This is a genomic window from Methylomonas sp. EFPC1 (genome assembly GCF_016925515.1).
GTDB classification, from domain to species: domain Bacteria; phylum Pseudomonadota; class Gammaproteobacteria; order Methylococcales; family Methylomonadaceae; genus Methylomonas; species Methylomonas defluvii.
On record NZ_CP070494.1, the window covers coordinates 162,844 to 184,929 of the forward strand.

General features: G+C 51.8%; 17 protein-coding genes. 7 read left to right on the forward strand and 10 right to left on the reverse strand.

The annotated features are described in order from the left end of the window. Positions 1-295: 295 nt before the first annotated feature. The 3 genes from JWZ98_RS00715 to JWZ98_RS23330 form a co-directional block, all read right to left on the reverse strand. Complete coding sequence (locus tag JWZ98_RS00715; protein ID WP_165385996.1) at positions 296-433, reverse strand: hypothetical protein; 138 nt, start codon at positions 431-433, stop codon at positions 296-298. Between the two features lie 100 nt (positions 434-533). After that, complete coding sequence (locus JWZ98_RS00720; protein ID WP_205452585.1) at positions 534-2,441, reverse strand: DCC1-like thiol-disulfide oxidoreductase family protein; 1,908 nt, start codon at positions 2,439-2,441, stop codon at positions 534-536. 135 nt (positions 2,442-2,576) lie between these two features. Then, positions 2,577-2,705, reverse strand: a complete 129-nt coding sequence (locus JWZ98_RS23330) for a hypothetical protein (RefSeq protein WP_255189959.1) — start codon at positions 2,703-2,705, stop codon at positions 2,577-2,579. 213 nt (positions 2,706-2,918) lie between these two features. Between JWZ98_RS23330 and JWZ98_RS00725 the strand changes: the two genes are divergently transcribed. Next, entirely contained in the window at positions 2,919-3,338 is a 420-nt protein-coding gene (locus JWZ98_RS00725; RefSeq protein WP_033156855.1) for a hypothetical protein, read from the forward strand. Positions 3,339-3,396: 58 nt separating this feature from the next. On the opposite strand, the gene JWZ98_RS00730 is transcribed toward JWZ98_RS00725, so the two are convergent. After that, complete coding sequence (locus JWZ98_RS00730) at positions 3,397-3,588, reverse strand: DUF2970 domain-containing protein (protein WP_033156854.1); 192 nt, start codon at positions 3,586-3,588, stop codon at positions 3,397-3,399. A gap of 75 nt (positions 3,589-3,663) precedes the next feature. On the opposite strand from JWZ98_RS00730, the gene metH reads away from it, so the two are divergent. Both metH and JWZ98_RS00740 read left to right on the forward strand, forming a co-directional pair. Continuing rightward, positions 3,664-7,335, forward strand: coding sequence for a methionine synthase (metH, locus tag JWZ98_RS00735; protein ID WP_205452595.1), 3,672 nt, complete (start codon positions 3,664-3,666; stop codon positions 7,333-7,335). Beyond that, positions 7,332-7,610, forward strand: a complete 279-nt coding sequence (locus JWZ98_RS00740; RefSeq protein WP_240348162.1) for a glutaredoxin family protein — start codon at positions 7,332-7,334, stop codon at positions 7,608-7,610. Before metH ends, JWZ98_RS00740 begins: the two co-directional genes overlap by 4 nt. A 67-nt stretch (positions 7,611-7,677) precedes the next feature. Here JWZ98_RS00740 and JWZ98_RS00745 read toward each other — a convergent pair whose 3' ends face one another. Both JWZ98_RS00745 and JWZ98_RS00750 read right to left on the reverse strand, forming a co-directional pair. Beyond that, positions 7,678-11,805 (reverse strand): PAS domain-containing protein, encoded by a 4,128-nt coding sequence (locus JWZ98_RS00745; RefSeq protein ID WP_205452603.1) that lies wholly within the window; start codon positions 11,803-11,805, stop codon positions 7,678-7,680. Between the two features lie 117 nt (positions 11,806-11,922). Then, positions 11,923-12,948, reverse strand: coding sequence for an HD domain-containing phosphohydrolase (locus tag JWZ98_RS00750; protein ID WP_205452605.1), 1,026 nt, complete (start codon positions 12,946-12,948; stop codon positions 11,923-11,925). 331 nt (positions 12,949-13,279) lie between these two features. Here JWZ98_RS00750 and JWZ98_RS00755 point away from each other — a divergent pair, with 331 nt between their 5' ends. Further along, positions 13,280-13,465, forward strand: a complete 186-nt coding sequence (locus tag JWZ98_RS00755; protein ID WP_205452606.1) for a YjfB family protein — start codon at positions 13,280-13,282, stop codon at positions 13,463-13,465. Between the two features lie 21 nt (positions 13,466-13,486). On the opposite strand, the gene rsmI is transcribed toward JWZ98_RS00755, so the two are convergent. Then, positions 13,487-14,338 carry a 16S rRNA (cytidine(1402)-2'-O)-methyltransferase gene (gene rsmI / locus JWZ98_RS00760; protein WP_205452608.1) on the reverse strand — a complete coding sequence of 284 codons (852 nt, stop codon included), beginning with the start codon at positions 14,336-14,338 and terminating at the stop codon, positions 13,487-13,489. 21 nt (positions 14,339-14,359) lie between these two features. Between rsmI and JWZ98_RS00765 the strand changes: the two genes are divergently transcribed. From JWZ98_RS00765 to JWZ98_RS00775, 3 genes are read left to right on the forward strand one after another with little or no spacing between them, the layout of a single operon-like run. After that, the gene (locus tag JWZ98_RS00765; protein WP_205452610.1) at positions 14,360-16,180 is read left to right on the forward strand and encodes a penicillin-binding protein activator; all 1,821 of its coding nucleotides are present in this window, start codon (positions 14,360-14,362) and stop codon (positions 16,178-16,180) included. 1 nt (position 16,181) lies between these two features. Then, positions 16,182-16,550: a YraN family protein gene (locus tag JWZ98_RS00770; RefSeq protein WP_205452614.1), complete on the forward strand. Its 369-nt coding sequence runs from the start codon at positions 16,182-16,184 to the stop codon at positions 16,548-16,550. 5 nt (positions 16,551-16,555) lie between these two features. Then, positions 16,556-17,143, forward strand: a complete 588-nt coding sequence (locus JWZ98_RS00775) for a phosphoheptose isomerase (protein ID WP_020483819.1) — start codon at positions 16,556-16,558, stop codon at positions 17,141-17,143. A 53-nt stretch (positions 17,144-17,196) separates the two neighbouring features. On the opposite strand, the gene glgC is transcribed toward JWZ98_RS00775, so the two are convergent. From glgC to JWZ98_RS00790, 3 genes are all read right to left on the reverse strand, one after another. Further along, a complete protein-coding gene (glgC, locus tag JWZ98_RS00780) occupies positions 17,197-18,462 on the reverse strand; it encodes a glucose-1-phosphate adenylyltransferase (protein WP_033156847.1) in 1,266 nt (421 codons plus the stop codon). A gap of 101 nt (positions 18,463-18,563) precedes the next feature. Further along, positions 18,564-19,037 (reverse strand): hypothetical protein, encoded by a 474-nt coding sequence (locus tag JWZ98_RS00785; RefSeq protein ID WP_033156846.1) that lies wholly within the window; start codon positions 19,035-19,037, stop codon positions 18,564-18,566. Positions 19,038-19,331: 294 nt separating this feature from the next. After that, positions 19,332-21,224, reverse strand: a complete 1,893-nt coding sequence (locus JWZ98_RS00790; protein ID WP_205452615.1) for a transketolase C-terminal domain-containing protein — start codon at positions 21,222-21,224, stop codon at positions 19,332-19,334. Between the last annotated feature and the right edge of the window lie 862 nt (positions 21,225-22,086).

A 22,086-nucleotide genomic window follows, 5' to 3' on the forward strand; every position in this document is an offset into this window, starting at 1 on the left:
AGTAGAGCTAGAAACTTTTTGTTTTGATGCATCCGGATCGTCCATGCAACCGCTCAGGCCAGCAATCATCAGGGTCATAGCTAAAAGAGATAATACTTTTTTCATAACATCCTCCAAATAAAAGTTTTTTATATTTTTGCGTGTGCTGAATCTAAACAAAAAATTAAGCACAGCGAGATTTAAACATGCCGAACCAGTTTGGCGCAAACTAAATCTGTTTGGAGGAAAAGAAATTGGGATATAAGGCCCACAGGGTGGGCCTTACTCAGGAAGGAATATCCTGCCAGGGCTAGGATTATTTAACCCCTGAACCTTGTTGGTTAGGTGAGCCATAGCCTTTTGGTTTTGGGTTGCCTTGGTCTGGGTCGTCCATGCAACCGCTCAAGCTTACAATCATCATTACCATAGCCAAGACAGAAAATACTTTTTTCATAACATCCTCCGATTTAAAGGTTTTTATTTTTGTGTGTACTCAAATTCAAGCACGCAAAATTTATAGCATGACAAAACCGAGTATGCAATACCCTAGATGTTTACAAAATATCGATGTCTTTCGGCAGGTTGATCTTTATGTCCTTTCCAGTCCATTGTGCGGAGCCTATTGCTTGCCATTCTCCGGCCAAGTTGCTGTTCCTGAGATCTTTTTCCCACACAAACGGTGCTCGAATTCTCTTCATTTTGACGATAAATTGCGTGCTATCGAGCTCTAAATCACTCTTTTTTCCCCAGAACGCCGTGACTTTCATGATGAATTTTTTCAAGCGGAGCTCGTCGATATTTGGGGTTACCGCAATGTTGGCCCACATGGAATGCACCCGTCCCCAATTCGGCGCCAACAGGCGGCCTTGCCGGTCAACAAACGGTAACCATTGCTCTTCGCCGTTGGCATCCAAATAGGTAATAGCCAGTAAACGGTCATAGCCTTCGAAATGGTCGTGAAGATACAGCGCGTGAGGGGTGATGCCCAAAAACGTGTGAGACATCATTAAGACCGCGTTGCTCATATCCGCCAGCATGCTGGTTATCGGCGACTGGCGGGTATCGACATGCAGGCGGTACAGCAAACCATAGTGAAAGCTGCTGTTGAACTGAAACAAGATCAACACCAGCAACACTTTGCTGATTTTGTGTACGCGACTTCTGGCCGGTAAGGCATGCTCCGCTTCGAAGATTCGCTCGTACAAACTCGGCGGCAGGTTTTCAACTGATACCGGCAGACAGCTCACATCGCACGCCAATCGTGTGCGCGAATCGGCAATCGCCCGGTAGCGCCCGCATATCCACTGATAAAGCAGCGGCAGTTTCATGGCCCAGCCTATCATCGCGGTGTAGCGCATCGAGATTAAAATTTGCGCGTAAGTATCAACGCCGGCATAAACCCGTCCATCGCCATCCACCGCGTACAAATCGGTCAGCAGTTGCTTTTCGCCCAATTCGGCTAGAGCTGGATAATCGATTGCAAACACTTGTGCGGGCTTGAAATCAACACCGTGCAAAACGTCGAAATGATTCAGTGTTAAAACTGTGCGATTGCACAATGGGCATTGTTGGTCGTAAAACACCGTCAATAGTGGTTGTTTGATCCGTAGAAGTGCCCCGATTTTTCTATACCAGGCAAATGGCATTACCAGGGCATAGAAAATCAGCATTCCCATTCCGAACGGGTAAATATTGAAGGACAGGGTAATGCCCAAATGCAAGGAAATCCCGATCAGAAAGTACAGCCATCTGAACTGGCGGCGATGAAAAAACAACAGGAAAGTAAACTGGAATACGATGATGGTATAGCCGATGATTTTTTGCAAAATCTCGATATTCAGCAGCCAGGACAAATCCAGCGCGGACATGTAATACGGGATCGAAGACGGCAACCAAGCACCCAAGCCGTTGCGCCAATGCTCGGCAAACATCTTGTGTATCGCGGAATCGAAATACAAAAAGCCCAGACAAATCGCGACAGGTAGATAATAAGTCAGCGCAGACACTTCCGGAGTCTGGTATTGAGAATAATGCTTAAAGGGGCGCAGCAATTTTTTCCTAAGGCCATCAACAGAAAAGGCTTGGTCCATAGGCATGAAGATCAGAAAGAAATTGGCGCCAATCATGAACAAATCGAAGCCGCCGTCGAAATCGCGCTGCATAGGCGTGAAATTAACGAATAGCAGCCAAAAAATGTAGTTAGCGGCACTGGCCGCCTGGCAGCGGTAGCCGATGACCAGACAAAACGCCACCGCGGCCCATAGCCAAAGGAAGAACGGAATCATCGGAAATTCGACATCCATGAATGGGATGGGGTCGAATATCAAGTGGTTGAAATACAGCAGAAAAAAAACTTCCTGCAGTGTCACCACCCCAAACAAAAGCCTGAAAAGGCCTACGCCGGTAGCGGGTACTTTTTTAGAATAAAGAGCATTGACTTTCTGAACTAACAGTTTGTACATGGCGGGTCGGCAGGCTAAAAGTCCACAGATTATAAGGGATTTGAAAAAGGTATGCGTCAGGCAAAAAAAAAGCGGCTACGGGATCTATCCGTAGCCGCTTTTTCCAGAAAAGCTTTGTAAGCGAGGGGGTGTAGCTTACTCTTCGTCTTTAGGCTCAGCAAAAACCCATTTTACAAAGAAGTATCCTGCAGCGATGATAACTACCGCTCCAATCATGCCCGACGGTTCTTTCAGCATTTCTGTTAAATCTAAGATCGCTCCCATGGGTGCCTCCTACCTTTAGTTAGTTGTTATAAAATTTGCCATGTCTTTGGCGGTCGAGCTTCATATGTTACTTTAGCCACCTTCAAAGTCAAGCGATTCATGGCTATCGCGGAAACATCCGACCGCAATTGCCATCCAGGTGGATTATGGTAGTATGCTTTCTCAACCTGAATTTTGAGAATTATAAAAACAGTTTCAACAAGGGGAATAGAGATGATTGGTGGCGTAATAATGATTTTGACGGCAATCTGGGTATATCAAACCCTGATAAAAGCCAAAACGGGTAATGTGCTGATGTGGGTTGCCGGCTGTGCCATAGTGTTCTTGGTCATTCAGGTGTTGTTCTACAACATCAACATTATGATCATCGACGGCTTAGACGGTAAAGATGTCGGCGGCGAATATGATCGCGACTTGACCAGCGTCGGCGATAGAAAAACCCAGGAAGGAGCCGGCGGCTGGTTCATGCCGGTTTTCTTCGAATTACTACCGCCGTTTGCTGGTGTGTTGGCTGTCGCTCTGATTCGCTGTCAGTTTATTTTGAAACAAGCGTTGACACCAGCCAACCTGTTCAGCGGCATCAAAGAGTTGTTTGTCAGCATCAAAAACAGCTTCAAAACCTCCAGCAACTAACCAACTTGGCTGGCTCCGAAGCCCAAGGCCGCTTGGGCTTCGTTACCGTCGAAATTCCTCAGCCGCCGGTAACTGCGGATACGATGCTGACTATCGTTAAAATAAACAGCACAGTCGCAATCAGCCCGACGACAATATAGGCAGGCAAAGAGCCGTGCTGAAAATCAAGCTCTCTATTCTTATTGCTTTGCACGCCGATCACGGCGGCAAACACGCTTTTTATGACATGCAATAGACTGGGTTTAGACATGATTTCCCTCAAAATTTGGTTTGATAATAAAGCGGACTAGCCCACCGATATTCACCCTTACGACCCTCAGGCAGTATGAACAGCACACAAAGATTACACCAGTTATTATCTCAACGGATTTTGTTTCTGGACGGTGCGATGGGCACCATGATTCAGAGCTACAAACTGGAGGAGAAGGATTATCGCGGCGTACGCTTTGCAGACTGGCCTGTCGATCTTAAGGGCAACAACGATTTATTATCGATTACCCAGCCCGAGGTAATCAAGGCGATTCATCGCGCCTATCTGGATGCCGGCTCGGATATTCTGGAAACCAATACCTTCAATTCCACCCGTATCGCGATGGCCGATTATCGGATGGAAGACCTGGCTTACGAGATCAACGTAGCTTCGGCCCGCGTCGCTAAACAGGCGGCCAACGAAGTCAGCGCGTTAACGCCGGACAAGCCGCGTTTCGTCGCCGGCGTCTTGGGCCCCACCAATCGCACGTCATCAATGTCGCCGGATGTCAACGATCCCGGCTTCCGTAACATCACGTTCGATGATTTGGTAAGCGCCTACAGCGAAGCCACTCAGGGCTTGATCGACGGTGGCGCCGACATCATCCTGATCGAAACCGTATTCGATACCTTGAACGCGAAAGCGGCGATATTCGCGGTTGAACAGACTTTCGACAAGCTAGGTTACAAATTGCCGGTGATGATCTCCGGCACGATTACCGACGCCTCCGGCCGTACGCTATCCGGCCAGACCGCCGCCGCATTCTGGTATTCGTTGAAACACGTGCAACCCATCTCGATCGGCTTCAACTGCGCGCTCGGTGCGCAGGAACTACGCCAATACATCGAAGAATTATCCAACATCGCCGACACTTACGTTTCCGCCCACCCGAACGCCGGCCTGCCCAACGAATTCGGCGAATACGACGAAACGCCGGAAATGATGGCCGCTGAATTGGCCGACTGGGCCGCCAGCGGTTATTTAAACATCATAGGCGGCTGCTGCGGTACCTCGCCGGACACCATTCGCGCCATCGTCGCCGCGCTGGAAAAATATCCGCCGCGTAAGATTCCCGAGTTGGAAAAGCGCTGCTACCTGGCCGGGCTGGAAGCGATGAGCATCGGGCCGGAAACTTTATTCGTTAACGTCGGCGAGCGTACCAACGTTACCGGTTCGGCGATCTTCAAGAAAATGATCATTGAAGAACGCTACGAGGAAGCCTTGGAAGTTGCTAAACAGCAAGTCGAAAACGGCGCGCAAATTATCGACATCAACATGGACGAGGGTATGCTGGATTCGAAAGCCGCGATGGTGCGGTTTTTGAACTTGCTAGCTGCCGAGCCGGACATCGCTAAAGTACCGATCATGCTGGATTCCTCAAAATGGGAGATTCTGGAAGCCGGTCTGAAATGCATCCAGGGCAAGGGCGTCGTCAACTCGATCTCGATCAAGGAAGGCGAAGAACTGTTCATCGAACACGCCAAGCTGGTGCGCCGCTATGGCGCTGCCGTGATTGTGATGGCCTTCGACGAACAAGGCCAGGCCGACACGATGGCGCGCAAGGTGGAAATCTGCACCCGCGCCTACAAAATATTGACCGAACAAATCGGCTTCCCGCCAGAAGACATCATCTTCGACCCCAACATTTTCGCGGTGGCCACTGGCATCGAGGAACACAACAACTACGGTGTCGATTTCATCGAAGCCACCCGTATGATCAAGCAGACCTTGCCGCATGCCTTGATTTCCGGCGGCGTATCGAATGTATCGTTCTCGTTCCGCGGCAACAATCCGGTGCGAGAGGCGATCCACGCCGTATTTCTGTACCACGCCGTACATGCCGGCATGGACATGGGTATCGTCAACGCCGGGCAGTTGGCGATTTACGCCGATATTCCGGAAGAACTGCGCAATGCCGTCGAAGACGTGATTTTGAATCGCACCCCGGAAGGCACCGAAAAGCTGCTGGAAATTGCCGAGAAATATCGTGGTAGCGGCCAGACAGCGAAACAGGAAACCTTGGAATGGCGTGAATGGCCGGTCACTAAACGCCTGGAACATGCGTTAGTGAAAGGCATTGCCGATTACATCGAAGAAGACACCGAAGCGGCAAGGCTGGAAGCCGAAAAGCCGCTGCACGTCATCGAAGGTCCGCTGATGGATGGCATGAACGTGGTAGGCGATTTGTTCGGCGAGGGCAAGATGTTCCTGCCGCAAGTCGTAAAATCGGCGCGGGTCATGAAAAAAGCCGTGGCCTATTTAATGCCGTTTATGGATGCCGAAATAGACGGCAGCGAGCGGCAAACCAACGGTAAAGTGCTGATGGCTACTGTTAAAGGCGACGTGCATGACATCGGCAAAAACATCGTCGGCGTGGTGTTGCAATGCAACAACTATGAAGTCATCGATTTGGGCGTGATGGTGCCGGCCGAGACGATTTTGAAAACCGCCCGTGAGCAAAACGTCGATGTGATCGGTCTCAGCGGCCTGATCACCCCGTCGCTGGATGAAATGGTGCATGTCGCCAAGGAAATGCAACGCCAAGGGTTTACTATCCCATTGATGATAGGCGGTGCAACAACTTCGCGCGCCCATACCGCCGTCAAAATCGAGCCGCATTATCAGTCGCCGACCGTATATGTTACGGATGCATCGCGCAGTGTCGGCGTGGTCAGCTCACTGCTCAGCGACGAGTTAAAAGCTGATTTCGTGGAGAAAACCCGCGCCGAGTATGAAGTGGTACGTGAACGTCACAAGGGGCGGCACGCCAAGAATCCGCAGCATAATCTGGAAAAAGCCCGGCTCAATAAATTCGATTACGCCAGCCATCTGCCGGTTAAGCCTAAATTTCTCGGCACCAAAGTCATCGATAATTTCCCGCTGGATACGCTGGTTTGGTACATCGACTGGACGCCGTTCTTCCAGACTTGGGAATTGTCCGGCAGCTATCCGGCCATTCTTAGCGATCACGTGGTTGGCGTCGAAGCCACCAAGCTATTCGAAGACGCTCAGGAGATGCTGAAACACCTGATTCGCGAGCAATGGTTGACAGCCAAGGCCGTCATAGGCTTTTTCCCGGCCAACAGCGATGGCGATGACATCGTGCTGTATACCGACGACACCCGCAGCCAGCCACGCGAAACGCTGCATCATTTGCGCCAGCAAAATGTCAAGGCGCCGGGTCGGCCAAACTACTGTCTTTCCGATTTCATCGCTCCGATCGGTAGCGGCATTGCCGACTATCTGGGAGGTTTCGCGGTGACCTCCGGTATCGGCATCGAAACCAAACTGGCCGAGTTCGAAAAAGATCATGATGACTACAGCTCCATCATGCTGAAAGCGTTAGCCGACCGTCTAGCCGAAGCCTTTGCGGAATACATGCATCAAGCCGTACGCCGCGAATACTGGGGCTATGCCGAAGATGAACAACACGATAACCACGCGCTGATCGAGGAAGCGTATCAAGGTATCCGTCCGGCGCCTGGCTATCCGGCTTGCCCAGACCACACCGAAAAAGCCAAGTTGTTCGAGTTGCTGAACGTCACCGAAAACACCACCATCGAACTAACCGAAAACTTTGCTATGTATCCGACTGCGGCGGTTAGCGGCTGGTATTTCTCGCATCCGGATTCGCAGTATTTCAATGTCGGTAAGATCGATCAGGACCAGTTAGAAGACTACGCGCGGCGTAAAGGCTTGAAGATTGAAGTGGCCGAACGTTGGTTGGCGGCGCATTTGAATCATTGATCGATTCAACCGTGGCCGATTTTATCCTGTTCGGCACCGAAGGCTGCCATTTGTGCGAAGAGGCGGAAGCGTTACTGGTAGCCGCCGGGCTGGATTTTACCAGCCGGGACATTATGGACAATGAGCAATGGCAGGGGGCGTATGGTTTGTTGATTCCGGTGTTGTGGCATGCCCCAAGCCAAAAGCAACTTAATTGGCCGTTCGACAGCCTGCAATTAAAAGCATTCAGCATCGCCATCGATCCAAGCGAATACCAGTCAGCACGCCGGACGTAGTATCGGTTTGGCGGTCGCCAAATCGTACGTGCCGGAACAGTGCAACTCAAAACGGCGAACGATAAAATCAGCTAGGCAAAGCCCTCAGAATGGCAGGATAGTCAAAGTTATCAGCCAGATAGGCCAGGGTTTTGCGCAATTGAGGATCCTGCGCCGTTGCCAGAACTATGGCATTTGCTATACGTTCCGGCTCCAGACTTTCCAGTGCATTTTTCAATTCCTCGCGTGCCGATGCCGGCAAGCCGGCTAACATGTTCGGCGTTAATGGCGCGATTGGCGGGGTTTGTTCTGGAACACCCTCGTAAACATAACGCACCCCCAAGTGCTTGGCCAGACATTCGTAGATTTCGTTGAAGCGATAAGGCTTGCGCACAAAATCGTTCATACCGGCTTCCAGAAGCTCGCTACGCTGCTCCAGGAATGCCGAGGCGGTGACGGCAACAATGACGACCTCCCGCCCGCCAGGCAACTCCCGGATTCTTTTCGTGGCTTCCAAACCATCCATTACCGGCATTTGCCTATCCATCCAGATAAATTGCGGTTGCCATGTTTGAAATAGCGCTATGCCCTCCGCGCCGTTGCCGGCCACTTTGCAGGAGAATCCGACCGATTCCATCAATTTTGCCAGCAATAACTGATTTTCGAGCTGATCTTCAACGATTAATATGCGGTAGTCGCTTTGCCCTTCCACTAAGCCGATGACGGCGCCGGCTTCCGCTTTATCAGCACTGGGGCCGGTAATATCCGCCTGATTCACCTCCGCGAGCGGCAGATCTATTCTAAATAAAGCGCCTTGATTCGGGTGGCTTTCCAAGGTAAGCGTACCGCCCATCAATTCCACAAACTGGCGGGTAATGGTCAATCCCAAGCCGGTGCCTTGGCTATCCCTTTGCTCGCCTAGCTGTACGAATGGTTCGAATATACGTTGCTGATCGGCCAGCGGGATCCCCACACCGGAATCTTCGACCTCAATCTGTAGATGCGAAATGCGATTTTTGCGAGTGCCTAGGCGCAAGGTAACACCGCCTTGCTGCGTAAATTTAATAGCATTGCCCACCAGATTAATCAGCACTTGCCGCAAGCGGGCTTCGTCGCCGACAATGAAACGCGGAAACTGCGATGCCTGATCGACCAACAACCTCAGGCCTTTTTCGGCGGCGCGGACACTCATCATATCGGTAATATCGCGCACCATATTGCCCAAATCGAAAGGCGCGTTTTCCAGGTGTAGCCGGCCTACTTCGATTTTAGCCATTTCCAATACATCGTTAATCAACATCAACAGATGCTCGCCGCTGCGATTGATAATATCCAGGTTTTGCCTTTGCTCGTCCGACAGTTGGGGATTTTTCCGCATCAATTTCGAGAATCCAAGAATAGCGTTCAGCGGGGTACGCAATTCGTGGCTCATATTGGCCAGGAATACGCTCTTGGCCCTATTGGCCGCTTCCGCCGCATCGCGCGCAATTATCAAGTCGGCGGTACGTTGCTGGATTTCATCTTCGAGGTGTTCTTTATAGCGCCGTAATTCTTCCTCGTTTTGCTTGCGATCATGGATGTCCATACGAATACCCAACATGCGTATGACCTTACCGTCCGAATCGCGCTGAATACCGAAACCGCGCACATATTGCCAACGATAACTGCCGTCGGCGTGGCGCATGCGCGCTTGATATTGATATTCCGTGAAATCACGGGCTAACACGCCGCTCATTTTGTCGCTGACTTCCGCTTGATCGTCCGGATGAACGCTTTCGAACCATTCGCGCCGATCAGCCATGCCGGTCCGAACAGGATAGCCGAGCATCGTGTAATAGGTGGGCGAAGCGTACCATTGGTCGTTTTTTACATCCCAGTCCCAAACGCCGACCTGGGCGGCTTCCAACGTCAACCGCAAGCGCTCCTCCGAGTCGCGTAAATGCTCTTCCGTGCGTAAGCGCTCCGCCTTATCGCGGAGCACGGAAATGCCAAAGGCCAAATCTCCGGCCAGTTCCTCTAACAAGCGAATCTCCGCTGCCGTGATCGCATTGGGTTCTGCGGAATAAATCGTCAGCGCACCGAAAATATCCGCGTTCTGATCGGCCAAAGGCAAGGCAATAACCGAGCGATAGCCGCGCGCTAATGCTTCGTCTCGTGCCAAAGCCATCAACGCATCGGTGCAGACATCCTGAACATAGACTTTTTCGCCGCTGCAAATGGCGGCGGCAGCGGGACTGTGGGCGCCCGCCGCATCCCCGCCACTGTGATCGGTGACGGCCAGATAGCCGTTTTCAAAACCGGCCCAGGCCACCGGGCGTATTGTTTTGGGAGGGCCGTTTTCCAAGTAGCCGACCCAAGCCATGCGATATTCGGCTTCATCGCAGACGATACGGCAAATTTCTTTAAGCAGGCTTGGTTCGTTGTCATGTCGCAGCAAGGCCTGATTGCAATTGCTGATCGCGCGCAATTCACGATTGAGCTTATATAAGGCCGCTTCCGTTTGCTTGGCTTCGGTGATGTCCGTGCGTAAATATAGATAATTGCAAACCTGATAAGCTTCGTCGTAAATCGGTGAGGCGGTGATCTGTTCCCAGCGCAACTCGCCGTTTTTGTGGCGATTGGTCAGCGAAGATTTCCATAGTTTGCCTGCTGCCAATTGTGCCTGGCAGGCTTGGTACGTATCGGCAGTTATTTCACTGGACAATAATGCGCGAGGCGTCATTTTGTAAGCCTCGCCGAACGTATACCCGGTAATCCGCGTATAAGCGTGGTTGGTGTAGGTCAATACGCCCTGCAGGTCGGTAATCTGGATGCCGGTCGGATTCTGATCCGCCGCTTGCGCCAGCCGATTGATTTCGGTGGCGAATAGATGGCGTTCTGTAATGTCGCGGTTAGTGATGCGCCGGCCTCGGTAGTTATTGTCCGCCCCGAACACGGCCTGGCAACAATGCGAGATCCAGCGTATTTCACCATCGCGGCGGACAATCCGGAAATCTACTTCGGCAAGGCGTAAATGCTCGATATCGTGGCGATGATCGGTCATTAAGTGCCGGTCGTCGGCATGTATGATGCGCGGCAATAACCCGGCATCGGCCATAAACTCCTCGGCCGCATAGCCGGTAACCCGCAAGCTGGAAGGCGTCATATACAAAATCTGCTGATCGTCGCCTTCCCAATATTCCCAGTCGTAGGTGTAGTCCGCGACGGTATGGAACTTTTCCTCTTCGGCCGCCAACTTGGTGGCAACCTGCAATTGCTTTCGCCACGCACCGACGATGAACCGGGCGCTACTAACCGAAATCAAGGCAAACAGAAGAACCAGGCCGGCCATTTCCAGGACTTCATTCCACCACTCCGCCAGAAAATCGTCCCTAGCCAGGCCGACGCTCACCCATAGCGGGTAGGCGTCCAGTTTGCGAAAAGATACCACCCTGGCGGTATTGTCGAAGCTGAGAGGCGTGTGAAAGACACCCGAGGTGTGTCCAGATGCGAGCATCCGGCGAAATTCCGGCGAAATGGTTTTATCACCAATCACGCTGCCGGGCTCTGCATGGACGGGATGACGAACGATCAAGCCCATGTCCGCATCTCTCAGGTTAATCGCCCCGCGACTGCCAATATCAACGTTGGAAATCGCTTTTCCCAGGTTATCCAATGAAACATTGGCAAAAACCACGCCGGCAAAACTGCCGTCGGCACGGTTAAGGCGGCGCGCAAAATTAACCACCCAAACCTTATTGACATAAGACATCACCGGTTTATTGATAAATAGCCCAAGCGCCGGATTATCGCGCAAACTAGAAAAATAGAGTCGATCCGCCATGCTGAGCCGCGTATTTTTAGGCACATCCACGCCATAGACTAGCCAACCCTGCTCGTCGGTAGCCCTAAGCCCGATAACCCATGGCAAACGCGATTGTAAGCGCTGCATAAAAACCGACAGCGCCTCGGCATCAACACTCCCCAACGCCTGTTGCCGCTGGATTTCCTCCACTGCCACCAACACGCCTAAGTCGACCTTTTCGATAAGGCTATCTAAGTTTTGCGCGATAACCTTGGCCAGATTCTGCGTCGTGATTTCGGCGCGCTGTTGATATTTGTCGAAGCTGCGATACAGCGCAAATCCCACGGTGACGATAACCAACAGATTAAGCAGTACCGCCCCGGCAACCAGCCGCCTGGAGACATTGTTTGGAAAATCAAGCTGACCTGACATAGCTGAACTCACAAGACTGTTGTGGTTTACGGGCTGCCCTGAGGTGGTTTCGGGCAAACGGTCTCATCGTATTCCTTCCATTCGCCAAAGCGCGCGGCTAAACGCGTAAGGAGCCGATCAAGCAGGCAGGCTGTAATCCCGTTCCCGAAAGAGCGTTAAACAAATCTCGACTACCTCGGAGTTATACAGCACACCGCGATTGTCGGAAATTTCCTGTAAAGCGACATCCAAGCCCAAACCGGCGCGGTAGGGGCGATGAGACTTCATCGCTTCCACCACATCGGCAACCGCCAGAATCTCGGCTTCCAGTAAAATCTCACCTTTTTTTAGGCCGCACGGGTAACCACTGCCGTTGGGACGTTCGTGATGTTGCAAGACGATTTGCGCGATTGGCCAGGGGAAATTGATGGATTTGAGGATGTCGTAGCCAGTCTCGGCGTGTCGCTTGATCAGGCTGAATTCCAAATCGTCCAGCCGACCGGGCTTGCACAGTATTTCGGCAGGGATCCGAATTTTGCCTATATCGTGTACCACGCTCGCCAACGTCAGCCCCTCTATCCGCTCTTCCGGCAATTGCAAGCCGCGGGCGATAGCCGTGGCGAGGTGGGCGACGCGGCGTTGATGGCCGGCGGTGTAGGGATCGCGCGCTTCGATAGTGGCCGCAATCGCGGTTACGAAATCCAGCATGCCGGCGCGCAAATTTCTCTCGCTTTCCATCAGTTTACGGGTTCGCTCTTCCACCTGTTCTTCCAGGTGGTTGCGCAGGCGGTCAAACTCCAAATGAGTACGCACCCTAACCAGTAATTCATCGCGCTGATAGGGCTTGGTGACGAAATCCACTGCACCCAAGTCAAAGCCGCGCACTTTTTCGTCGGTATCCATGATCGCGCTGACGAAGATGACCGGCACATCGCATGTATTCGGGTTAGCTTTGAGTTGCCGGCAAACTTCGAAGCCATCCATCTCCGGCATGCGAATATCCAACAGCACCAATTCCGGCGGGTGTTTGAAAGCGGAATTTAAGGCTAATTCGCCGCTAATAGCAGAACGGACTTCGTAGCCTTCGTCCTTCAGAATATCCGTTAACAACTTTAAGGAGGCAGGGGTGTCGTCAACGGCGAGAATGTTGCCTTTATATGTCATAAAACTCTTTAATCGGTTTGCCTGAATGCTGCCAGGATACCCTGCCAAATGCAGTTTTCAGCAAAATATGCCAAGGTTTTCCGGGGCTGGCTCATATCGGTTGCGATGCGCCGGAGCGTTAGGTCGTTCGAAACCATTCGGACGCCGTTCGATTTTGAAGGGGCCGCATAGCTGATGCCGCAGGACATTATAGTGTATGCCCCAAGGCGTAGGCAGAGCGCAGGTAAGCAGTTATTTTTATTGATAGCCTAAAGTTATCGGCTTGCGGTTCGATAACCTTTTTAGCCGTTACGGCAATCGCTTTCCAAAACCAACCCGACGAGGCCACGCCATGCTTGATTCCGTCTCTTCCGTCGCCGCGCTGGCGACACAAATGTCCACCCAAAAAACCGCGCAACAAGTCGAAGTTGCGATGCTGGTAAAAGCCAAGGAGATGCAGGAACAACAAGGCCAAAACGCCTTAAAGTTATTGGAGTCGGCCAGCGTACCGGCGAAGGGTATCGATGTCAGGGTTTGAGCGGCGGAAGATTGCTGGAACTTAGCGGCCTTGCTTGTCCTGCATCGCCAGCGCCGCCTGATACAAGGTCTTTTTACGCTGGCCGGTAATTTCCGCAGCCATTGCTGCAGCGGTTTTGGTGGAGCATTCTGTTAGTAAGATGCCCAAAATCCGCCGCTGCTCGTCGGTTAATTCATCGTCTTGCTCACCAGCTTCGCGGCCAGCTACCAACACCACGAATTCGCCCTTGCGCATGTTTTCGTCGGTCTGCACTTTCTCTAACACCTTGGCCAGTTCGTCGCCGACAATCGTTTCATGCAATTTCGTGATCTCGCGGGCGACGACGATTTGATGATCAGCCGGAAATGCCGTCAGCATATCTTCCAAAGCGGCCTGGATGCGATGGCTGGATTCGTAAAAGGCCCAAGTCGAGCAGTCAGCTAACTTGTGTTCGAAGAAGCTGCGCCGCGCCGAGCCGGTGCGTGGCAAAAAGCCTTCGAAACTAAAACGGCTAGTCGGTAAGCCCGCCACCGACAAGGCGGCGATCAGCGCGCAGGCGCCGGGTATTGGACACACATCCACGCCTTGCTGTCTGGCCAATTTGACCAGAGGAAAGCCGGGATCGCTGATCATCGGCGTGCCGGCATCGGATACCAGTGCCACCGATAATCCTTCGCGGATTTTATCGATCAGGCCTTGCGAAGCGTGTTCTTCGTTATGTTGATGCAGCGATTGCAGCGGCTTATTGATGCCGTAATGTTGCAGCAACATCTTGACGTGGCGGGTATCTTCGGCGGCGATCAAGTCCACTTGTTTCAATATGTCCACCGCCCGGAAGCTGAAATCGGCCAGATTACCGATTGGCGTGGCAACCACGTATAATTTTCCGTACATTTATTCTTCGGTCCCCGTGTTATGTCTGATCGCAAATTTGCCGCCATTATGCCGCGTCGTGTTTTAAACCGCTGGTTTTTCGGCCTGTTGCTACTGGCTGCGTGTAGCGAGCAACCGGTCAAAAATAAAACCCAGCTGGAAGTGCGCCCGCAAACCAGTGCCCGCAAAGCCAAACCGGCCGAGCCACCGCGCAGTTACCGGATGGCCGACAATCAAAACAGCCTGCATCTGCTGGATGCCGACACCCGCCTGCAAGCCGGCGATAGTCAGGCCGCGCAAAAAGCCTTGGATAAGATCAACGCCGAACAGTTGCCGCCGGAGTTGTTCAGCAAATACAAATTGCTCCAAGCTCAAGCAGCGTTGAGCATGGGTGATGCCGAACAAGCCTTGAAAAAGCTGGAGGGCGTGCGGCCCGCCATACTGGCCGACGCCGATCAAATTGCTTATTACCAATCCGTGGCCTTTGTGCATGCTTTGTTGGGCGATGTTGTGCCCAGCGTCAGGGCTCGCCTGAAACTGGGCCGACTGTTGCAAAAACCCGAGCAGCAAAAGCAAAACATTATCGCCATTCTGGATGCGCTTAGCGTGCTGCCGTTGGAAACCCTTAGCGGTCCGTCTCCCATCGTTGACGAACTGAGCGGTTGGATGGCCTTGGCTAAAATTCTGAAGCAACGTAACGTGGCGGGTTTCGACACAGCCGGTCAAATCCTGCAATGGCGGCAAATTTATCCCGGTCATCCGGCCAACGCCGATTATCTGCAAGCCTATTTGAATCCGCCGCCTGTCAGTCAGCCGGCAGTCCAAGAACCGGAACAAGCGGCGCAACCGCCTGCTCCGGGTGCAACCATTGCCGTGTTGCTGCCTGGCTCGGGCTCTTACGCCAGCGCGGCTAAAGCCATCAGGGAAGGGCTGACGGTAGCCCATCGTCTGGCCGCCAGCGCCGCGCCGCAAATGCCGCTAAAGTATTACGACAGCGAAAAAGACGATATAGCCAATGTCTATCGGCAAGCCGTCAGCGACGGCGCCAAACAGGTGATAGGCCCCTTGGTGAAAGAACAAATCCAAAGTTTGGCGCAATCCACCGAATTAAGCGTGCCGGTGTTGGCGCTGAATCATGTGGAAAATCTCAGCAAAACCAATCTCTATCAATTCGGCCTCAGCCCGATAGACGACGCGGAACAATTGGTACAAAAAGCCAAGCGCGATGGCCAACAGAATGCCGTATTGCTGACGCCGAATACCACGCAAGGTGAGCGGGTGCGCCATTATCTAATGTCGGCTTGGCAAGCGGTCGGCGGCGCCGTGGTGGGTGTGGAAAGCTACGACCCGAAACAACACGATTTCGCAGCTATTGTAAAAACCTTGCTCAGCACCAGCGTCAGCTCGAATGGCCAGAAGCAACCCTTGGCCTTATTCGTTAGCGCCAGCCCGGAATTGGCCAGAGAGTTGGCGCCGCAACTCAAGTACTCGCAAAGCAGCGAGTTGTCGATTTATGCGATGCCGAATATCTACAGCGGCCGGCAAAATCCGGTGCGGGATAGCGAGTTGGGCAAGATTAATTTCTGCGATCTGCCCTGGGTGTTCGGCGATGCCTACACCGGCGCACTCAGCCAGCAAGCCGTGCAGAATACCTGGCAAGGCCTGAGTGACAGCCAGGTTAAACTGGTCGCGTTGGGCATAGATGCTTACAACATCATCGGCCAATTACCGCAGCTGACCGGGGCGTCTTACGCCGGCGCTACCGGCCGCTTGTCCGTGAACGGTGAAAACCGCATTACCCGCAAACTGGTTTGCGCCCAGTTTAAGGGAGGCGTGCCGGTCGCCTCCGGCTTTATCGAATAATATGCTATTCGGTAAAGCCAAGCCGGTTCATTTGCAAAAGGGCGATAGCGCCGAACAATTAGCCTTGGCTTATTTGCAAAAGCAAGGTTTGGAATGGGTGTGCAGCAACTTTCGCTGCAAAATGGGTGAGCTGGATCTGGTGATGAAGGACGGTTCGGCGCTGGTGATTGTGGAAGTACGCTTTCGCAAATCGGAGCAATTTGGCGGCGCCCTGACCAGTATCACCCGGCAAAAACAGGCGCGCATCGTCGCCGCTACCCAACACTATGTCATAATCAACAACCTGAGCCAGCTCTCGATTCGTTTCGACGTGGTGGCTGTATCCGGCGACAACCGCCTGGACTGGATTAAAAACGCTTTTCAAACCTGAGTATTATGAGTTTACAAGACCGCATCATCGCCCACTTTTCCGACAGCATTCAAACCAAACAGGATGCGATGGCCAGCTTGTGCGAGCTGATCGAATTCGCCTCGCAAAAAATCGTCGAGGCTTTGGTGAATGACAAAAAAGTGCTGACTTGCGGCAACGGCGGTTCGGCGGGCGATGCCCAGCATTTTTCTTCGGAAATGCTCAACCGTTTTGAACGCGAACGTCCCGCGTTGCCGGCGATTGCGTTGAGCACCGATACCTCAACCATCACCTCTATCGCCAACGACTACCATTACGACGAAATCTTTGCGAAGCAGTTGCGCGCGCTGGGGCAGGCTGGCGACATCTTGCTGGTCTACACCAGCAGCGGTAACTCCGGCAATATCATTAAAGCCGTGAAAGTGGCGCATGACCGCGACATGACGGTCATCGCACTAAGTGGCAAAGACGGCGGTGTGCTGGCCGGCGCGTTGAACGAAGCCGATATTGAAATCCGCGTACCGTCTTATTCCACCGCCCGCATTCAGGAAGTGCATTTGTTGATCTCGCATTGCCTATGCGATTTAATCGATCATCAATTATTTGGCGGCTAAGGCCCAGGCGCCCGTTATCACTCAATCGGATAAACGGGCGTTTGCATACTTGATTACCTGACGTAATGTAGTTTTTGCCCCAACATTTCGGCAGTTACCAGCACTACCCCGCCCTCGCTGACATAAAACCTGTTTTTGTCGTCGTCAAGATTCTCGCCAATCACCGTGCCTGCCGGCACCTCGCAACCTTTTTCAACGATGGCTTTGGTAATTCGGCAATTTTGGCCTATGCAGACTTGCGGCAACAGAATGCTGTCTTTGATAAGCGCTGATTCGTTTACGGTGACATTGGAAAACACCATGGAATGTTGAATGGTTGCGCCGGAAATAATGGAACCGCCCGCAATCATCGAATCCACGGCCAGACCACGCCGGCCGTTGTCGTCGAACACAAATTTGGCCGGCGGTGTTTGTTCCTGATAGGTCCATATCGGCCAGGACGCATCGTATAAATTCAAATCCGGCTTGACGCCGATTAACTCCAAATTGGAAGCCCAATAGGCGTCTATGGTCCCGACATCGCGCCAATAACTTTGCTGGCCGCTTTGTAAATCCAAAAACGGATATGCATTAACAATATGATCGTCAATGACGGCGGGAATAATATCTTTGCCAAAGTCGTTAGTGGAATTTTCAGTGAGAGAATCTTTAATTAATTGCTCCCATAAAAAATCGGCGTTAAAGATATAAATACCCATTGAGGCCAACGCGGTGTTGGTTCTACCCGGCATCACGGGTGGGTTGGCCGGTTTTTCGACAAACGCCCGAACGCGGCGATTGCTATCCACGTCCATTACGCCAAAAGCGGAGGCGTCTTTTAAGGATACTTCCAAACAACCTATGGTTAGGTCGGCGTTTTTTTCTACGTGGTCGATTAACATGGCCGCGTAATCCATTTTATAAATATGGTCGCCGGCCAGGATTAAAATATGATCCGGTTTACGAGCCCGCAGAATATCGATATTTTGCAAGACGGCGTCGGCGGTACCTTTGTACCAGGAAGTCTCGTCTATCCGTTGTTGTGCCGGCATGATGTCGACGTATTCGCCAAATTCGCCGCGCATGAATCCCCAGCCTTTCTGAATATGCCGGATCAACGAATCGGCTTTGTATTGCGTCATCACGCCGATTTTACGGATACCGGAATTCACGCAATTGGATAACGGAAAATCGATAATCCGAAACTTGCCGCCAAAAGGCACGGCGGGCTTGGCGCGCCAATCCGTCATATTCATTAAGCGCGAACCGCGTCCGCCGGCAAGAATTAAAGCAATAGTATTTTTGGTTAATTGATGGATATTGTGTGTGGGCGCTGACATGGTTAAATCTTTAGAAAAATAAACTGTTGGCCGAATAGGTTTTATAGGGCATATCAAGTTTTCCCAAGGCTTTTTCAAACCTAAAAATTAACGGCGAAAACTCAAAATACACGCATTGTTTCAAGCGAAGCAAACGCACTTGAGTTGCTAATATCCGGAGTGATATGTAGTTCGATAATACTTACCGCGGGCAAGTCGAGGACGTGTTGTTCCGACTCCGCTGTGCACCCTTGCGGATTAAAATGCCATTGTTGGCGGACGATTTCGCGAAACGGCTGTCCGTTATCCGCAGAAATACGAAGGACGTATTCTTGTGTTCTGGCTATAGCCGATTCCAAAAAATCCAGTTGAATAGATTGCACAGGCTGGGCCTGCTTAAAAAGTAAGCGGATAACTTGCGGGCCGGGCATGCCCGCTCGCCACCCGCCGCTAAAGCCAGGCAGTAGCGCGGCTTCGATAGTGTGCTCCTTAGCCTCGGATGACACTTCAACGTCAGCAAGCGCTTCCAGATTTAACGGCTCTGTCATTGAGCTGGCTTTGTTGGGCCGACTGTCACCGATAATTCGTTTTTGCATGGTTTACCTGGCGTAGGACTGTATTAATTGGTCGAAATGGTTTGAATCCGGTTTTAGTTTGTCGGGATTGATTAACTTGAGTGCGATTGCTCCGTAATTGGATAGGCAGGCACCGCATGCCTAGCGTCCGGCTGTTTGGAAACAAGGAATGTAGGCATGGCTCGGTCCCGGTGAGAGCTGAGTGTTTTACTGCGAAATTGCCTGATGGCAATTGCTGATTACAAATGGCTGTTGCTCCCAAACCCCAGCCGAAAAATATGGGCGCTTCCCTGCGCCCCAGGTCGAGAGGGAGGCTTAACCCTTTAAAAAGCTGGCCATGATGCCAGCCGGGTCAATACCTTGATGCGGGAATTGCTCCCACAGGCCGCCGCAACCTTCTTTATGCGTGGCAATATAGTTGTATTTTGGTGTGTAACCGCGTTCCAACAACCATGTGCCCATGCGGCTACCCAAACCGGTTTTACGGTTGAAGGACTCAACCACCAGCACTTTCGGTGACTTACCGATTTTGGCCAGCATGTCTTCATCGATGACGTTCAAGGTCGGTTTGTTGATCAAGCCTACATCCACGCCTTGTTGTTTCAGGCGCTCGACTGCATCCAGCGCCCTGTACAAGGCTTCACCGAAGCTGACGATATAACCGGCCGTGCCTTCGCGAATGACTTCGTCTGTGCCGGGCACGAATTTATAGTCGCCACCGAAAAACTCGTTGCCGTTGCTGTCCAGAATGGTTGGCACTTTGGAACGAGTGGAGAAGATGAAACGCAAGCCCGGATCGAAGAAGACTTTTTCCACGCACGCTTTCATTTGCAAAGGATCTGCCGGGAAATACAGCTTGGTCTCATAGCCGTCGCTCAAACCGTTGTCGGCGAACATATTGTTCAAACCGAAATGGCAGGTGTTGTCGGCCATGTCGTCGATACCGGAATGCGAGAAGTGGCTGAGCACGTTGGATTTGTTCAAGCGGGCCATGGTGATTTCGGACATCAGCATTTCTAAGAACGCGCTGAAGGTGCCGAAAATACCTTGTTTGCCCGCTTCCATACCAAAACCGGCTGCCGCGGAGAAGTTACCACGTTCCATGATGCCGGAGGAGATAAACACTTCCGGGAAAGCTTTATGGATTTTGAACAGACCGCAAGAGCCTTCCAAGTCACTATCCACAACCCGTACTTTGGCAACCCGTTCCGCTTCGCTCAAACGGCCCAAGACTTCCACGCAAGCATCGCCGAAGACGTTGCGGTTGGCGTCCCATTTGTCGCTGGAACCCAAAAATACCGCGTCGTTTTTCGGTGCTTTGACTTCGCGCAGTGCATCGGCAGCGGCTTGTTGACCATGTGATTCCAAGTATTCCAACGCCACTTTCACCGACACAACGTCGTGACCGTGGGTCGAGCCTTCCAGACCGACAATGCCTGGACACATTGGTCTGTGGTTGATAACCGCAACCGGGCCAGGGGTGTTAATGGCGGTGATGATGCGTTTGTACAAATCGTCCAGATCTTCGCCGTCGCCTTCCAATACGGTGACGCCTTGACCAGCCAAGGTTTTGGCGGTGCTGCAGCCTTTCAAATACTCGGATGGGTGGCCGGCGATGGTGACGTTGTTGTCGTCGATGATCAGTTTAACGTTCAGGCCTTGCGCCACAGCCAGACGGGCCGCTTCGGCATCGTTACCTTCTTGCTGCGAACCGTCTGAACCCAGGCAGAACACAGTTTTGGCCGGGTTGGCGATGGCTACGCCGTTGACATACGGCCACATGTGGCCCAAACGGCCGGAGCTGAATTTCACGCCGGGGGTGAAATCCAATTCAGGATGGCCGGGCAAATGTGAATGCGCGGCACGGTACTCGATCAAGCGTTCTGCCGGCAAATCGCCGTTCAGGGTGGACATCAGATACTGGGTGGCGACGCGGTGGCCGGCTTCGTCAAAAAAGATGGGTACAAAATCATTGGAGCTGTGGAACAGCGCATCCATGATCATGACTTCCGGCACGGTATCGTATGGACCGCCGGTATGGCCGCCCACACCACGGGCTGCGCCGTTGGCTGTGAAATAGACAATAGCATCACGGCACAACTGAATGTTGGCTTTCAGGCTGGCACGTTGTGCATCGGTTAAAGTTGGGTTTTTTGGATCTAAGTTGATGCGCTGATAAGCGCCAAGATCGATTGGAAATTTGGACATAACTAATCTCATGGTGAGGACATTATTTTTATAGACGCGCAGCTAGTTGTTACGCTGTCATTTTTAAACGCGACATAGAACAAAGATAATATTTAGCCCCGGCAAATATCCGTTGCTAATTAACTACAATAACGCTGCTTTTTTACACAAGACGTTGCTATTTTGTAGTCTTAAATTTGTTTTTTCATGCCGTCGTATCGAACCTTACACCCATTAAAATGGGCTTTGCAAGACTTATTAAATACCTACTAATTTGTATATAAATTGAAACGGAAAGCCTGTATAGCCCTGAGACAAATAACAGAATACGTTCTATGGAAAATCAATTAGTTATTCAAGTCGCTTCTACTATCGAGGATTATAAGCAGCAAAAAAATTTATTTTATTTTTCGCGGCAGTGCAGCTTTGCGGGACGAATTGATTGAATGGTAGTGTGTTGCCGAAACACGCCTCGCCTATACACAATCCCAAATCGCCAGCGGAAAAATATCAAACATTTCGCCGGAGGGATCGGAACGCGGGATTGGAACCATTAGTTTCGTTCTTGCTCTAATCGATGGGACAAAGGATGGCTTCGGCAGAGGAGAAGGGAGGCCGATTAGTCAAGCTTTCCGGTGCGGTGACCAAAACCATCGCGTTTCAAACAGCCTGGGGGGGGAGTCGGCAAGACATCGCAAAACGGTGTAAGTGGTCTTTCCAAAGGGAAAGGTTGCGTTAGTTGTATTTATCCGCAACGTGAACTATGTTTCCAGCACTAAAGTAAAACAACTGGTTGACGCTATATTAGGATAAGCAAGACGGTCAAGGCCAATCAACTTAGCGGCAGTCCGGTAGCTTGATTTTCATGGTTTACGTATCGAGG